Raw genomic sequence first — 15,763 nt, forward strand, 5'->3', positions numbered from 1 at the left:
TGTTGCTCTTGTCAATCCAAGTGGCATATAAATTTCTTCGGGAGATTTTGTATTGTGTTTATATATTGTTAGCATAATCAACAATTTTGCAATTTTTCCTTTTGTAAACCGTTTAAAAAAATTTTAATTCCAGTAAGCATACTAATTATCTCATTACTGTACCAACACTTTTCAAATAAAACATAGTTCGGAAAAATAATTTTGTTCCGAATTTTTTCCGAATTCACCTTTGTTGCATAATATTTAAAACAGTTATTATGACGACGATTCAATTTATCGGAACCACACCTGATGATCTGATCAAGGAGATTAAAAAAGAAATTATCCCGGAACTAAAAGAGCAGCTTAAAGAGCAGTTTCAACCCAAAGAGCCTACCAGCTACCTTACCCGCAATGAAGTATGTGAAATGCTTCATATTGATTTATCAACCCTTCACCGATGGAGAAAGGACGGAACCCTGATTGCCTATAGCCTGGGAAACCGGATCTATTTCAAGAGAAACGAAATTGATGAGTTTATTAACCGTAACAGGCTGTAATTAAGTTCTGTTGTGACCTTAGAATTTCAAAGTAGCATGCTGGATTTCCTTAAATTCCGAACGTTTTACCAGAAAGTAATAGATAATCTGGTTAATAATACAGACTTTGAACAGTTAAGGTGCAAGGGAAATCATACCACTATATACCAACATACAAAGCAGAATATTAAACTGGAATGCCGCAAATCTAGAAACACAGTTGAAAACGAATTCATTTTTGTAGATATACTCATCACTCCGCACTATTATTTCAACGGGAATAAACATAACGGGAATGATTTGAACCCCGAAGACTGCAAAGAAGTTTTGACAGAAATATTTTTCTCTATTCTGAAAATTAAGCCCACAGAATTTATAGAGCTGCAACTAATTAATTTGGAATACGGAATTAACATTATCTCTAAAGTTGATATGAAAAACCTCATCGAAGGAATCATAAACTACAAAAAAACCCCTTTTGTTTTTGGTGCCAACATTCAGACTTATAAGATAACCAATGCTACTCCTTACAAGCAGATTAAAGCCTATGATAAGGGCATCCAGTTTATAAACTATCCACAGTACGATATACAAAGAAATACATTTCGTTTTGAGGTTAGAAGCAAGCAGGCAAAGAATATTCGTAAGCTGGGAATCTATTCACTCTTTGATTTATTCAGCGATGAGGTTTACCAAAAGATGGGGGAAAGTTTACTGAGTGAATGGGAAAATGTCCTTATCATCAATTCAGAGCCTGATTTAACTGGGCTAAAACCTACAGAGATAAAATATATTACCGAAGCAGGCACCATTGAATTTTGGATAATAAAACTACAAAATCCTTATCGAAACTGTTATGCAAGAGAAGTGAAAAAATACTACAATAATTTACAGAACAAGAACAATCTGCACCATACAATCAAAGTGCAAATTTTAGACAAAATTTTTGAATTGTTAAGTGGTGCAAATTCCACACAGGAACTACCGATAAAATCTGGATTTTTCAAAAATGAAAAAATTCTTTCAGACTGATAAATTTGGAATATGCACCATTTATTAAAATAACTCTAATAAATAGTGATCCAAACTAATACTATAATTCATAAAAAAGAAAGAAAAAAGAAGCTCAAAAAATATAGAAATAAAGATTATGATATTTTAATAAAGCACAGTTTTATTTAAAGAATGTTTAAAGAAAATTTAAATGTTAGTGAAACCACTGTTTTAATATATAAGCCCTTAAAAAAAGAGGCCGAATTTAAACTTTTTGGCTGAATCTATCTGCGATTTTTTGATACTCAAATTTGAGCTGTAAACTGAGCCACGAAGTGAACCATAAGATGAAAAAAAGTCAGTTTGAATGTTACGGAATCATGCACCTTTGAAATAAAAGGTTGTTAAGGTTTGAAACTTGAAATTATAGTTAAAATTCAAAACTTCATATTTAGAACCTGTGAAAACCTGACATTGAAAATGCAATATGTTAGTCAATGTTAGTATTAAAAAATAGTTTTTGAACTTGAAAAAACTTGAAATTGAATTTTGCATAACCTTATAAAACCTGAGATTGAAAACCCCAAAGCAAACGAAAAGCAACTGTAGAACAACTATAAAAACAGGCTAAAGTAGATTCATTTTTCTACTGGACTTATCGGCCACAGAATAAATTATAAAATTATCACACAATGAAAATAGAAAGAAAACAAACCTTGCGAAATAATAAAGGTTTACAAAAGTTGACAGAATCAGAATCTATAATTAGCTCGATCCTATCTTTAGACAAAATTACTCATGAAGATATAAAAGAGTTAACCACTGAGCAAAGGAAAAATTTTTCTGAAACTATCCAAAATCATTTCAATCAACTGCGGGGTGAAGAAAGGGACATCTTTTATAAAAAGATTGAAGCTATTATGGTAGATGATACTAAAAATCAAATGTGGGAGCAGAACCATATTAATATCATGTGGGCTATTACTTCCCATATCAAAGAAAATGGCAGGATGCCTACAAAAACTGAAATAGCGAGTAAAACAGAACTGAGCAGGCAAACAGTTCATAAGCATTTAACGGATTATAAAAACAGTGCCTACTATTCAGAATTTCACGAACAGTTTCATATCATGCAGTCTAAAGTAATGACCACAGTTTTCCAGCATGCCATTAATGGTGATATGAGGGCTGCTAAATTATATCTGGAATGTATTGGAGCTTTTAAAAATAATTCATCAACAAATAGTAACAATGATATTAATAATAAAACCCTTATACAGAACCAAAATAATTATATCCAGATTAACGGGATGGTTTTAAGTCAGGAAACTGTTAAAAACCTCAACCCGGATCAACTTAACACAATTGAAAGGATCTTAAAAACAATTGAAGTGAAGGAAATTGAAAAGAAAAATTGATTTGCAGAACAACAAAGATTTTCCGATGGGCAAATTAAATCGACCTTCAAATTTCAAAACATGTTGTAAAAGAGTATAGGGTGGGATCTTTTTTACAGTTCCTACGCATTACATTATTTTCCTCCTGTTATATGATATACTTAAACTCTTACTCAGTCACCCATTATATATAATGCTATTTAGATACAAACCTTACATACCTTCCAAACTAGCCTACTTGTATAAGTAAAATGAATTGTATTTATTTGAAAATTTAAGATAATTTTATTGAATGCTTTTGGATTACAAAAAAGAATAGCCCTGAACTGGTATTGCTCCTTTGGCAAAAAAATTCTTATAGATTATACCAGATAGTAATAAAATTAAATTTCCTTAGTAATTTAGGCATCACTTCTCATCTCCCGCCTAAAGTTTTATTTCTTCCACCAAATCAGCCAATGAAATTTCTAGGGCAGAAGCTATAAGAGCAATTGTGAAAACATTTGAGGTTACCTTCCCTTTTTCTATTTTATAGAGATATTGTCTGTCCTTCCCTATCAGTTCAGCTAGTTCAGTCTGAGAAAGTTTCTTTTTTCACGGAACTTTCTAATCTGATTGCCGACATCAACAGGAATTCTGGCTTTTAATTCAGTAATTTTATTTTCGTCTATTATTTTCACTTATACAAAGTGAAATATAAAGTACTACATTTTTGTAACCTTATATTACTGCAATTTATATATTTGTAGGAAAATAATATTACTTATGGTAATCCACAATAATTATTGGGGACTCATTTTTATTTTTATCATTACAAATTAAATTAAGTATGCATTTATATAATACGACACACTTTGTCGTCTCATGATTATATCTTTACAGTAAGAAGAATAGAAGAATAACATTTAAACCACACTTATGATGAGATTATTTATCCGATTAAATACATACCGTAAAATCACTAATTAAAATATACGGTTTTCCCCATACTGAGATTAAAATATAATTTTAAATTTGCGCATAAAATAAACAAATATGAAAAAACTCTACATGAGTGCATTTACGATATGCACAATCTTGGGTCTCTCGGCTCAGGAGGTTGTCTGGCAAAAAGACATTAAATCAAATACCCAGGATTTTCTCAGCCAGATTACCACAACTATTGATGGACAGTACCTCATTTCAGGAAGTTCAATCCAACCCAACCAATCGACAGGGTCAGGGACTTCAAATCAAAAGCAAAACAATGGTTATGATTTTCATCTTGTCAAATTAAACCAGCAGGGAGAAGAAGTTTGGGAAAAATATTTCTCAGGTCAGAATCATGATTACCTGTCATCTTCTGTTGCTACCCAGGAAGGAGGATTTCTTGTTGCCGGAACTTCTTATTCCGGTAAAGGTTTGGATAAGAAAGACGATTCCAAAGGAGGATCAGACATATGGTTGATCAGATTAAATGAATTCGGGGATGAATTATGGCAGAAAACTTTAGGGACTTCTTCCGATGAGGAAGCAAGATCGGTTATCCAAAGTACAGATTTAGGATTTTTTGTTGTTGGAAACGTTCAGAATTCAGCAAAAGGTTATGGCTCAAAAGATGTTTTGATTCTAAAACTCGATAAAGATGGAAAGGAAGTATCACAATCAGTTTTAGGAGGAAAAGGCCTTGATGAAGTAGAAAAAATGATTCCTACTAAAGACGGTGGTGCTTTGTTAGGGATCTATTCAAGAAGTACAGTAGGTGGCTCAAAGAAAACCGAAAACTATGGAGAAGGAGATTTTTGGGTAATAAAGATCTCTAAGGATAATAAAGTAGAATGGGAAAGGGATTTTGGAGGAAAAGCAGATGACCATATAAGAACTCTTGCTTTAACATCCACAGGTTATCTGATAGGCGGAGAATCCAGATCCGAAAGATCAGGAAACAAATCGGTAGGAATAGAAGAAGGAACTGATCTATGGCTTATTTCCTTAAACGAAAGAGGTGAAGAGCTTTGGCAGAAGTCCTACAATTTCGGAAACAGGGATATTCTGATGGGAACAAGTGTGCTTCATTCGGCGGATGATAAATCTTCCAAAGGAATTTTATTAGGAGGCTACACCCAGGCAGAAGGAAAGATACAGACTGATGATGAAACCTTCTGGATGCTGTATCTGGATCAGGATGGAAATGAAAAATGGAGAAAACACGTAAAAGGCGAATCCAGAAAGAGAGAAGAAAGATTATCTGATATAGAACTGAACAGAGACGGTTCTATTATTTTAGCAGGAACCAGTGCGGAAGAGCTTGGAAAAGAGAACTGGAAGATTATAAAGCTGGGAGATAAACAGCTTGACCAGTTAATTGAAAAGCAGGACATCAAAATTTATCCGAATCCTGTATCTGATTATGCTTATGTGGAAATAGGCTATGATTTTAAGGAAGCTGATATTATGCTGTATGATATGGGAGGAAGGCAGCTTCAAAGCTTGAAAACAAAAAATAAAGTAACCAAAATAAATACTCAGAATTTGATTCAGGGAGCTTATCTGGTAACGATAAAAACGGATAATAATAAAACTGCAAGTGCTAAACTAATCAAGAAATAAAACACTGATGAGAAAAACAATCATTCTGGTCTCCACTTTGTTGGCCAGTATTGCCTTTGGGCAAACGTCCATTGACCCGGGAACAAAAAATGATATACAGAAGATATTTCCCACAACTCCCGAAGCCTACAGCTTATTTAAAGCCGGAGATTTTCCGGTAGATTACAGGACAGGGAAACTCAATATTTCTGTGCCTTTATATGAAATTAAAACAAAATATGGAGTAACAATTCCTATAAGCCTGACCTACAATACAGGAGGAATAAAAGTAGATGAAACGTCCGGTATTGCAGGATTAGGCTGGGCATTATCCATTCCCAACAGCATTTCAGTAGAAATGCATGGTAAAAATGATCTATCCAATGGAGTTTGGTTTCCAAAAGAACCGTTCAACTATCTGGCATTAGATTTCAGCCAGCTTCCTGCGGATGTTCAAAGTAAGCTGCTGAATGTAAAAGAAGGACTTCTGGATACCCAGCCGGATATATATCATTATAATTTGCCAACGATTTCAGGATCATTCATTAAAGATTCCAATGGAAATTTCCAGACCATCCCTAATGAGAATGTGAAGATTTCCTATGCCAATGATAAGTTTACTATTACGGATCCTAAAGGAATAGTATATACCCTTAGGAAGGGAAGTACAACAAATACTATATCACCATCTTCTTCTGAAGCTTATTTTTCATCATTTGTCATGGAAAACATAAAATTTCCCAATAATGAAGAAATTAACTTCAGCTATGGCAAAACAATGGCTTACCACCATTTGACACACAGTTTTACAGATATTTACATCCCAGTTGAGCAAAATAATCCCCTGTGTGTAGATTCCCGAAAAAATATACATACAACCACCAACAATATGTATATGGATAATCTGCTTACAGAGATTACCCATAATGGGGAAAAGGTAACTTTTAATTATGCCAATACTATTCAGGGGGTTCAGGGAAGAAAAGATTTAAACGGAAGTGCTGCCAATACTTTTGCTTTAAGCGAAGTAACAGCATCTTATAATGATAAGGTTGTTAAAAAGATGGCTTTGGAACAGGATTATTTTACGACCTCAGGAGGTGATGAAGATTACAAGAATTTCAGGTTAAAACTGAATAAAGTAAAAAACCTGCTGGATAATACAGAATATTCATTTGAATATGATGAAACGGGTAAACCATACTTAGGCAGCTTTTCACAGGACATCTGGGGGTATTATAATGCACAGCAGAATATAAGCATGATCCCTAATGCCCAATATTTTAACAATAATTACACAAGCGGAGGGAACAGAAATGTAAACCCTCAGTATTCACAGGCCTATACCTTAAAGAAAATCAACTATCCTACTAAAGGATATTCTGCATTTACCTATGAGAATAACAGCATCTGGGAAACACTCATCATTCCGCAGGAGGAAATTGTCCCAAAAGCAAATGTTATAGGTGTTTTAAATACCGGAGCTGGCTATGCTGAACAAATCTCACCGGATTTTTACTTGAATGATGTTCCGACCCAGACAGGTGAAACGCTCACCTATCTCGTTGACTGGACCAATAGCTGTGCTAACAATACTCCACCGGGAACACCATCTTCAATTGGCGATACCAATGGTTATGGCTACCTGGAAGAGCAGCAGCCTAACGGAAGCTGGAAAAAGCTTGCTCAATTTCAAAATGATGTCAATGGCCCGGTGCTTACCACTCCGGATTCACACCAGCCTTCCTACAAAAAAAGGCTAAGGGTAATGCTGCAAAGTAATAATCCTGATGGCAGTTGTTCGGTATCTCTTTCCATTTCAAAGAAGAGAGTATATAAAACAACCACCAATCAGAATACCATTGTCGGGGGATTAAGAATAAAAAGCATCAATGATTTTGACGGGCAGACCAACTATACGAAAAGGACATTTGAATACAATAAGCAAGGTGATTTAAGAGACCAATCTTCAGGAAAAATCGCCTCTCCGCTGGAATTCTTAAAAGTACATAGCAGTGTAGTGAGACCTGTGGGGTATTCCCAACAGATCCTATGTGATAATTTTTCGCTTAGTGCTGACCAGGCTGTTAATTCGAGCCTTTCAGGAAGAGATGTTGTAGCGTACGAATATGTTACAGAAAATACATTGGGAAGGGGTAAAAAAGTATACCAGTTTCCTGCCTATTCTTATAATCTGGATATTACCCATCCGGATATGGGATGGAATCCTTATGAATATCTGAATAAGAATATACTGAATGAAAAGTCCTATTCAGTAGATGGAAACCTTCTGCGGGAGAAGGTCTATGATTATGAGCTTAATTACCTGAAAAATCCATTGTCGGCCGATTATATTTCTACTTCATCGAATATCATCAGCCTTTCCACGTCTTTTGCTTTTTTTGATGTGAATATGAATAATATTATCAAAATCAACAATTCATTTGTTGTAGAATCCGGAAAATGGCTGCTGACGAAGACGACAAATAAAGATTATCTGAATAATACGCTGACCTCAGAAACCAGTAATACCTATTCTTTGGATAACATCAATAAACCCATCAACCTGATAAAAAGTGAAAGTCACACTTTTGATGGTTCCGTTTCGCAGGCTGATTATCAGTATGCCACCGAGCAAAACAATACGGATATGATTGCCGCCAATATGGTAAGTGTTCCCATCCAGGTAGAAGCCAAAGAAAATGGTAAAACCATTTCAAAAACGAAAACAGTATACGCTAAAAACGCATCAACCAATAATCTGATCCTTCCGGTTTCAACACAAAAATTCGATAAAGATAATACCGCCTCTGCAAAAAATACCATTGATTACAACCAGTATGATACGCAGGGAAATATATTGCAGTATACTACCAAAGGTAATGTTCCTACCGCAATCATCTGGGGTTACAATAACACCCTTCCTATTGCAAAAGTTGAAGGGGCAACTTATCAGCAGGTCATGAGCCTTGCCGCTGATATTATTGCCAGGTCCAATGCAGATGTAGATGTCGCAACAGAGAAAGAACTGATAACCGCTCTGGATACATTCAGGAACCAGGATACGCTTAAAGATTACAGCATAACAACTTATACCTATGATCCGCTCATTGGAGTAACTACGGTAACCCCTTCAACCGGATTAAGGGAATTCTATAAGTATGATATTGCCGGAAGATTGCAATCCGTAGTAGATGCCAATGGGAATATCCTGAAAGAAATGAATTACAATTACAAACACTAAAAACACCTATCATGAAAAAATATTGGTTATTTATTATTGCCTGCTTGTGTACAGCCCTGCCCTTAACTGCGCAGAACCTGACACAGACAGAAAACTATATCTATAGCAGGACCTATCTGGAGCCTGTTACCACTTCCAGCAGCAGTGCAAAACAAACCCAGGAAGTAAGTTATTTTGATGGTCTGGGAAGACCTAAACAAAATATATCCGTAAAGGCAACCCCTTCAGGAAAAGATCTGGTTACTCCTGTAGAATATGATGCCTTTGGAAGACAGGTCAAAGACATGCTTCCACTACCTCAGCAGAATACAAACAGCGGAGGCATCTTCACTTCCCCTGATATGACAGGTGCGGTATCCATATATGGCAATGCTTCCAATTATTATGGAGAAAAGAAACTCGAAAACTCTCCCTTAAACAGGCTTGAAGAGCAGGCTGCTCCGGGTGAACCCTGGAAAATGGGAAGCGGTAAAACCATTAAATATACCTATGAGTCCAATAACGATTCCGAGGTAAAGAAATTTGTAGCTAACACCACCTGGACTACCGTCTCCAATATTGCAGTGGGTACACCTGCTTTAAGTATTTCTGCTGAAAACACAGCATATGTTTCAGGAGGTTTTTATAAAGCCGGAACCTTATATAAAAATTCTATAACCGATGAAGACGGAAACACTGCCGTTAAATATACCAACGGCAAAGGGCAGACAGTTTTGGTAAGAAAAAATGACGGTACCCAGAATATAGATACCTATTATGTGTATAATGAATACGGCCAGCAGGTATTTGTCCTTCTTCCTGCTGCGGTAAAAGCTATTGAAGCGGAAAATAATACTATTTCTACCTCAACGCTGGATAATTTTTGTTACCAGTACCGTTATGACAACCAGGACAGGCTGGTAGAAAAGAAATTCCCCGGAAAAGGCTGGGAATATATGGTATACGACCAGCAGGACAGGTTGGTGCTGATGCAGGATGCCAACCTGAGAACCACTACCAATAACTTTAATGCCAAAGGATGGATATTTACTAAATACGACAATTTCGGAAGAGTGGCTTACTCAGGGTTCTTTACCAATACAGCTACAAGACAGGTCATGCAATATGCCTTAAACAGTATGTCCTCAAATGCCCAGAATAATGAAAAAAGGGATGATTTAAATCCTTTCGTGCAGAACGGGGAAAATATTTATTATACCAAGCTTGCATTTCCTACAGGAAGCATGACCATTCTTTCCGTTAATTATTACGATACTTATCCTCCTGTACCTTCAGGATCGAGTCCAGTTTCAAGGCCTGGTGCTATTTTAGGACAGGCTACACTTACTTCAGCTCCGGTTTCCATGACTGTGAACGGGGTGACCACCAGCAGAAGTAGTAAAGGGCTTCCTACAGCAACCTATATAAGAAACATTGAAGATACAAACTGGACCAAAGATTATTTCTGGTATGATACAAAGGGCAGGTCTATTGGTTCCCATTCCATCAACCATTTGGGAGGCTTTACCAAAACAGAAACAGAACTTGATTTTACAGGAGTTCCAAAACAGACCATCACTTACCACAAGAGAAAGGACAGTGAAGCCGGAGTAACGGTCAGAGAACGTTTTGACTACGACCCGCAAAACAGGCTGGTAAAACACTGGCATCAGGTAGACAGCAGGCCTGAAGAGCTTCTGGCTGAAAACACCTACAATGAGCTATCGCAGCTCACCAATAAAAAAGTAGGAAACAGCCTTCAAAGTATTGATTATACCTACAATATCCGTGGGTGGCTGACAGACATCAATAAAAACCAGATGGCTTTGCCGGATCTTGGAGGAAAGCTGTTTTCTTATAAAGTAAAATACAACCAGAAAGACGGAATCGATAATCCTGATCCTGCACAGTTCCCCGGAAAAACTGTAAAGGCAAAATACAACGGAAATATTGCCGAAATAGACTGGAGGGCTGTTGAAACCGTAGGGGTAAATCCTTCCTTAACCCCGAAGAGATACGGCTATGCTTATGACCAGATGAACAGGCTTTCCGCAGGCTTTTACCAGAATCCTCTTAACCCGTACAGCAAAGAAAATACGGAGTCTATGGACTATGACATCAGCGGAAATATTAAAAAGCTGTACAGGACTTCTGTCATAGGCTCCGGGACCAATACCGCAACGCTGATCGATAACCTGGAATACATCTATACAGGAAGCAACCTAAACAAAGTAAACGATTATGCCTATAACCCTACAGGGTACGAAGGCGGAGGCGCAGCCATTGGCTATGATGCCAACGGGAATATGCTCAGTATGCCCGATAAGGGGATTTTCCCGATCAGGTACAACTACCTGAACCTTCCCAGCTCAATGGAAATCAACAGGAACGGGAGTGAATATATTACCATTAACACAAAATATGGAGCAGACGGTACCAAGCTGAGAAAAGAAAATACAACGGTCATTACAGGGTTCAATGGTTCCACTACGACAAAGAAAACTACGGATTACCTGGATGGGTTTCAATATTTACTTACCGAGAACATTGGCACAGGCGGGGGCAGCTCGGAAGATTTTTCCCTTTCGGGAAGGGCAATGCAGCCGGAGGCATTTTCCGTGGATGATGTAGCTATTTCTGTAGCAGCCAAGACTCCTGATCTGCAATTTTTCCCTACTGCAGAAGGATTTTATGATTATCAGAAAGATCAGTATATTTACCAGTACAATGACCTCATGGGGAACGTGAGGGTAAGTTTCGCCAGAAACAGCGCAGGCTCTCTTGAAATAGTGGATGCCAATGATTATTATCCTTTCGGGATGAATCATATGAAGACGGGTAATGCATTTTTTGCCCAGGGAAGCTATAAGTCTTATAAGTTTGTAGGAAATGAGTTGCAGGAAACAGGGTTCTATGATATGAACGCCCGTTTCTTTATGCCGGATCTTGGGATATTTGGGCAGCAAGATCCATTAAGTGCTTCAACATTTGATCCGTATGGTTATGCCTATGGAAATCCTATATTATTTACAGATGCTTCAGGACTGGAAGGCGAGCCTGTAAATGGCGGAAATGGTCCCGGCAATCCAGCTTCCATAGGAACTCCCGGAAGTCCTATCGATGTAGGTGAAATTGTATTGAATGCTCCTATTAGGGCAATAGCCTCCAATACTGCATCTATAATGCCATCTAATTGTTTAGTATGTAATGGAGGTGGAATTTCTGCACCGGGATTATATAATACACAAGCTCCAAGTTTACCTGAAATTAGAAGATCTTACAAGGAGTTCTATCCTTACATACCAGATAACACTACTGAATGGTATGGTTTTGGAGGACGTGCAAACTGGGGAATTGCAACAGCAGCAGCTAGTGTAGAAAATTTATCTGGTCAAATAAGAGTCACGACTTATGGATCTTCTCTTAAGTTATATCGTCCTAATGCTAATGGAAATGTTTTTATTAAAAATCAATATACTAGAACTATGGGATTGAGTAAAATTGGTAATCTTGCAGGTAAGGCTAGTTTTGGACTTGGAGTTGGAATGGACGCTTGGGGTGTAAAAACCTATTATCAAGATCCAACTTCTCCCAACGCTGTTAATCCTGGTAAGGCAGGTTTTAATACTATTATGGGATATGTGGGACTAAAAGGAGGAATACCTGGTGCCATCATCAGTACTGTATATTTTGGTGTAGATAATTATTACCCAGGAGGATGGGTTGGTGCATCTGAAACTGCTGACAAAATTGAAAAATATGAACAACAGACAACAGGACATCCATTTTTTAGTAATTCTGCTATAAAATTTTAAATAATGAAAAAAATAAAAACGATATATAATTTTATATATTACACGCTATATAAAAATGCGGAAAGATCTCCCACACTTTTCTCCTACAATTTTGTTGCTGATGTATCAATTGATTTTTTAGGGATAATTACTTTTTTTCATTAATATATTATTTTGATATTAATCTTGGAAAAGGTGCTTATATAGTCTCTGTAATTGTTATAATCTTATTTAACTATTTCATTTTTAAACATAATAACAACTATAAGAAATATATACAAGAATTTGATAAACTTCCAGAAACGAAAAATAATAAATATAGATTAATTGTTTGGATAGGTATTGGAGGTGTAATTTTCAACTTAATATATTCAGTATATTTTATGGACCAGCGTGCAAGAAAAAATCAAATTGGCCCCTATGCTCCAGAAATTGTTGCAAAAGAAAGAAGAGAAGATTCTTTACAAAAAGCCCAACAAATTGAAAATCTAAAAAAGATATATGGAGAGGATAAAAAGAAATAATATTCTAATACAGTTACTTTCTTTAGGGTAAAGTTTAATTTTGGAATTGCTATTCTTGTTTAATACAAAAATTTTATACTTGTCATATCTCAAATAAGGATAATGCTAAAAGCAATTAGGGTATTGAAATCAATACCCTAATTTTTAAAACAGTTTCGCCAGAAACAGCGCAGGTGCTCTTTAAATAGTGGATGCCAATGATTACTATCCTTTCGGGATGAATCATATGAAGACGGGTAATGCATTTTTTGCACAGGGAAGCTATAAGTCTTATAAGTTCGTAGGAAACGAGTTGCAGGAAACAGGGTTTTATGATATGAACGCCCGTTTCTTTATGCCGGATCTTGGAATATTTGGGCAGCATGATCCTTTAAGTGCATCAACACTTGACCCGTATGGATATGCCTATGGAAATCCTATATTATTTACAGATGCTTCAGGACTGGAAGGTGAGCCTGCAAATGGAGGAAATGGCCCTGGTAATCCGGTTTCGATAGGAACACCGACAAATCCAATCGATGTAGGTGAAATTGTATTGAATGCCCCGATTAAGGCAATGGCTAATAATAATCTGCCTACATGTACATATTGTATGACGGGAGTAAGACAAGAAATGTATAATGTTCTTAATCTTCCACCACCTCCTGTTCGAGATATGAGGCCTATTTTACATAACGGTTCTGCAATGATGATTGGAGGAGCTGGTGATCCAGCAGGAATCCTTGATATTGGTGCACAGCTCTTAAGTAATATGAAGCCTGAAAACCAGTATGCAACCATGGGCGTAGGACTAGCAGCAATATTAATAACGAGGTCACCAAGCGTTACAAGGGCTGCAGGTTGGCTTGCTTATCATGAAGCTCCAACGTTAGGACATACTTTAGCAAGGCATGTTGGAAAGACAGATGCAGATTTAATTAGTCGTCTGGCTTCGTCTCCTCATATAACTGGAGCAAGTTCATTTACAAATGAAGCTATTGCAGAATCAGTTATTTCTTCTACAATAAAAAGTAACAGAGGTGCAATTAAGACTTGGTTAAATAATAGTACACCAGGTAACTTGGTACTAGAGCATACAGGTTCTACAAATATAGGAAGAGGAATTATGTCAAGCACAGGCGTTGTCAATAATTTGACCAATGCAAGAATCGTACTTAAACAAAATGGAACAGGAGGTTATTTTATATTAACAGCATTTCCAAGATAAATAAAAAATACTATGAATTTTATACAAGACTATCCAAATTTATTTCAATTTTTTGGTGGATACTTTCCAGATGCCGATTTTGAAGACTTAACAGATGAAGAGATCGTTACAGAATATGTATTGGAGCATAGAAATCATAATAATTATCAAAAAATTATTCAATTAATAAGAGATATTGATAGTTTGATTGATAATATTGATAACTACTGGGAAGATGTTAGAGATGAGGCCAACAGATATTTTAAGAGCCCTCAAGACGCATTAATATGGTTAAATATGATTAAAACAGAGCTAAGTAAATAAGGTTATGTTCCAAACATGATGATAATAAAGTATAGCGTTGAAAATCAATGCTATATTTTATTGAATAAATTTTTGAAATGATATTTTGAGGTAATGTTCCAAATGTGTTGGTAATAAAATATAGCATTGATTTTCAACGCTATATTTTTAGAAATTGAATAAAATTTGGAAATTTAAAATGATATTTTGATAGTCTAAATAGAAAAAATTTGAAAATAGGCTACTTAAAATATTGAGAATCATACAAAATGTTTCAAACGTGTTGGTAAGAAGATCGGTAACATACCAAATGTGTTGCTATTCTTTATTAAAGAGCTTTACAAGAAAAAAGCAATAAAAATAATGCAAATGAGAGCAGCCTTAGGGTTGCTCTTTTTAATTTTAAAGAAAATTTACATCATAAATGCAATTTAAAATCTATTCATGTGCTAAATGTGTTGGTGAAAATTCGGAGTTTATAAAATATGGGAAAACCTATTGTGGAAAACAACGCTACCAATGCAAATCCTGCAAGGCAACCCATATTTTGCAATATACTTATAATGCTTATAAAAGAGATATTAATACTAAAATCATTCAGTTAACTAAAGAGGGAATTGGGAATAAGAAGTATAGCCAGAGTATTAGAAATCTCAACAACTACCTTACTTAAAAGAATTGTTATAATTGCAAATAGTATTTGTCAACCCCTTATTTCTTATCATCAAACCTATGAATTAGATGAGATTAGGTTTTTCATCAGAAAGAAATCCAATCCTATATGGTTGGTATATGCCATTGATAAAAAGACTAAACAAGTTGCCGGGTTTTATATTGGCAGAAGAAATAATAAAACACTAAATGCTGTTATTAAAACTTTGATCAATTCCAAAGCTAAAAAAATTTATACCGATAAACTCAGAAATTATCAATATTTAATTCCAAAAGAGATTCATAGCAACAAAAGATATGGAACCAACAGAATAGAAAGGAAAAACCTTAGTATCAGGACTCATTTAAAAAGATTAAATAGAAAAACAATTTGCTTCAGCAGAAGTGCAGTTATTCTAAACGCCATTTTGAAAATATATTTTTGGAGCTACAGTTAGAATATAAGAGTGAATATTTTTTCCTTGTCTTGTATAACAGATGGAAAAATCTTAACTAAAATTCTATATGGTTGGGAAAATGTTGGGAAATTTAATAAATAAAAAACCGTAAAACTTTATTATATAAAGAATTACGGTTTTTTGTTGT

The 15,763-nt window shown here is 35.7% G+C and carries 10 protein-coding genes and 1 pseudogene; 10 read left to right on the top strand and 1 reads right to left on the bottom strand.

Annotated elements, in window-relative coordinates:
* Nucleotides 1-257 precede the first annotated feature (257 nt).
* The 3 genes from N4G44_RS22640 to N4G44_RS22650 all read left to right on the top strand — a co-directional run bounded on the left by N4G44_RS22640 (nucleotide 258) and on the right by N4G44_RS22650 (nucleotide 2,929).
* Nucleotides 258-539 carry a helix-turn-helix domain-containing protein gene (locus tag N4G44_RS22640; RefSeq protein WP_474930009.1) on the top strand — a complete coding sequence of 94 codons (282 nt, stop codon included), beginning with the start codon at nucleotides 258-260 and terminating at the stop codon, nucleotides 537-539.
* 36 nt (nucleotides 540-575) lie between these two features.
* The gene (locus tag N4G44_RS22645; RefSeq protein WP_474930010.1) at nucleotides 576-1,550 is read left to right on the top strand and encodes a hypothetical protein; all 975 of its coding nucleotides are present in this window, start codon (nucleotides 576-578) and stop codon (nucleotides 1,548-1,550) included.
* Nucleotides 1,551-2,431: 881 nt separating this feature from the next.
* On the top strand, nucleotides 2,432-2,929 hold the full coding sequence (locus N4G44_RS22650) for a hypothetical protein (protein ID WP_474930011.1): 498 nt from the start codon (nucleotides 2,432-2,434) through the stop codon (nucleotides 2,927-2,929).
* A 405-nt stretch (nucleotides 2,930-3,334) separates the two neighbouring features.
* Here the strand turns inward: N4G44_RS22650 and N4G44_RS22655 are convergent.
* Nucleotides 3,335-3,490, bottom strand: a pseudogene (locus N4G44_RS22655) (helix-turn-helix domain-containing protein); the annotation flags it as partial.
* A 453-nt stretch (nucleotides 3,491-3,943) separates the two neighbouring features.
* Here N4G44_RS22655 and N4G44_RS22660 point away from each other — a divergent pair.
* The 7 genes from N4G44_RS22660 to N4G44_RS22690 all read left to right on the top strand — a co-directional run bounded on the left by N4G44_RS22660 (nucleotide 3,944) and on the right by N4G44_RS22690 (nucleotide 15,615).
* Nucleotides 3,944-5,497 carry a T9SS type A sorting domain-containing protein gene (locus N4G44_RS22660; protein WP_474930012.1) on the top strand — a complete coding sequence of 518 codons (1,554 nt, stop codon included), beginning with the start codon at nucleotides 3,944-3,946 and terminating at the stop codon, nucleotides 5,495-5,497.
* Between the two features lie 7 nt (nucleotides 5,498-5,504).
* Complete coding sequence (locus N4G44_RS22665; protein WP_474930013.1) at nucleotides 5,505-8,720, top strand: hypothetical protein; 3,216 nt, start codon at nucleotides 5,505-5,507, stop codon at nucleotides 8,718-8,720.
* 11 nt (nucleotides 8,721-8,731) lie between these two features.
* Nucleotides 8,732-12,514: a DUF6443 domain-containing protein gene (locus tag N4G44_RS22670; protein ID WP_474930014.1), complete on the top strand. Its 3,783-nt coding sequence runs from the start codon at nucleotides 8,732-8,734 to the stop codon at nucleotides 12,512-12,514.
* A 362-nt stretch (nucleotides 12,515-12,876) separates the two neighbouring features.
* Nucleotides 12,877-13,017: a hypothetical protein gene (locus N4G44_RS22675; RefSeq protein ID WP_474930015.1), complete on the top strand. Its 141-nt coding sequence runs from the start codon at nucleotides 12,877-12,879 to the stop codon at nucleotides 13,015-13,017.
* A 187-nt stretch (nucleotides 13,018-13,204) separates the two neighbouring features.
* Entirely contained in the window at nucleotides 13,205-14,224 is a 1,020-nt protein-coding gene (locus N4G44_RS22680) for an RNase A-like domain-containing protein (protein WP_474930016.1), read from the top strand.
* Nucleotides 14,225-14,236: 12 nt separating this feature from the next.
* Nucleotides 14,237-14,527 carry a contact-dependent growth inhibition system immunity protein gene (locus N4G44_RS22685; RefSeq protein ID WP_474930017.1) on the top strand — a complete coding sequence of 97 codons (291 nt, stop codon included), beginning with the start codon at nucleotides 14,237-14,239 and terminating at the stop codon, nucleotides 14,525-14,527.
* Between the two features lie 403 nt (nucleotides 14,528-14,930).
* A protein-coding gene (locus N4G44_RS22690; protein ID WP_474930018.1) for an IS1 family transposase occupies nucleotides 14,931-15,615 on the top strand; the annotation gives its coding sequence in 2 pieces (ribosomal slippage) (nucleotides 14,931-15,122 and nucleotides 15,124-15,615; 684 coding nt in all).
* Nucleotides 15,616-15,763 lie beyond the last annotated feature (148 nt).

The organism is Chryseobacterium sp. GTID13, assembly GCF_056172655.1.

Coding starts and splice junctions, on each gene's coding strand:
- N4G44_RS22670 (WP_474930014.1), top strand. CDS start 8,732: ATGAAAAAATATTGGTTATTTATTATTGCCTGCTTGTGTACAGCCCTG.
- N4G44_RS22660 (WP_474930012.1), top strand. CDS start 3,944: ATGAAAAAACTCTACATGAGTGCATTTACGATATGCACAATCTTGGGT.
- N4G44_RS22685 (WP_474930017.1), top strand. CDS start 14,237: ATGAATTTTATACAAGACTATCCAAATTTATTTCAATTTTTTGGTGGA.
- N4G44_RS22645 (WP_474930010.1), top strand. CDS start 576: ATGCTGGATTTCCTTAAATTCCGAACGTTTTACCAGAAAGTAATAGAT.
- N4G44_RS22640 (WP_474930009.1), top strand. CDS start 258: ATGACGACGATTCAATTTATCGGAACCACACCTGATGATCTGATCAAG.
- N4G44_RS22665 (WP_474930013.1), top strand. CDS start 5,505: ATGAGAAAAACAATCATTCTGGTCTCCACTTTGTTGGCCAGTATTGCC.
- N4G44_RS22650 (WP_474930011.1), top strand. CDS start 2,432: ATGGTAGATGATACTAAAAATCAAATGTGGGAGCAGAACCATATTAAT.
- N4G44_RS22675 (WP_474930015.1), top strand. CDS start 12,877: ATGGACCAGCGTGCAAGAAAAAATCAAATTGGCCCCTATGCTCCAGAA.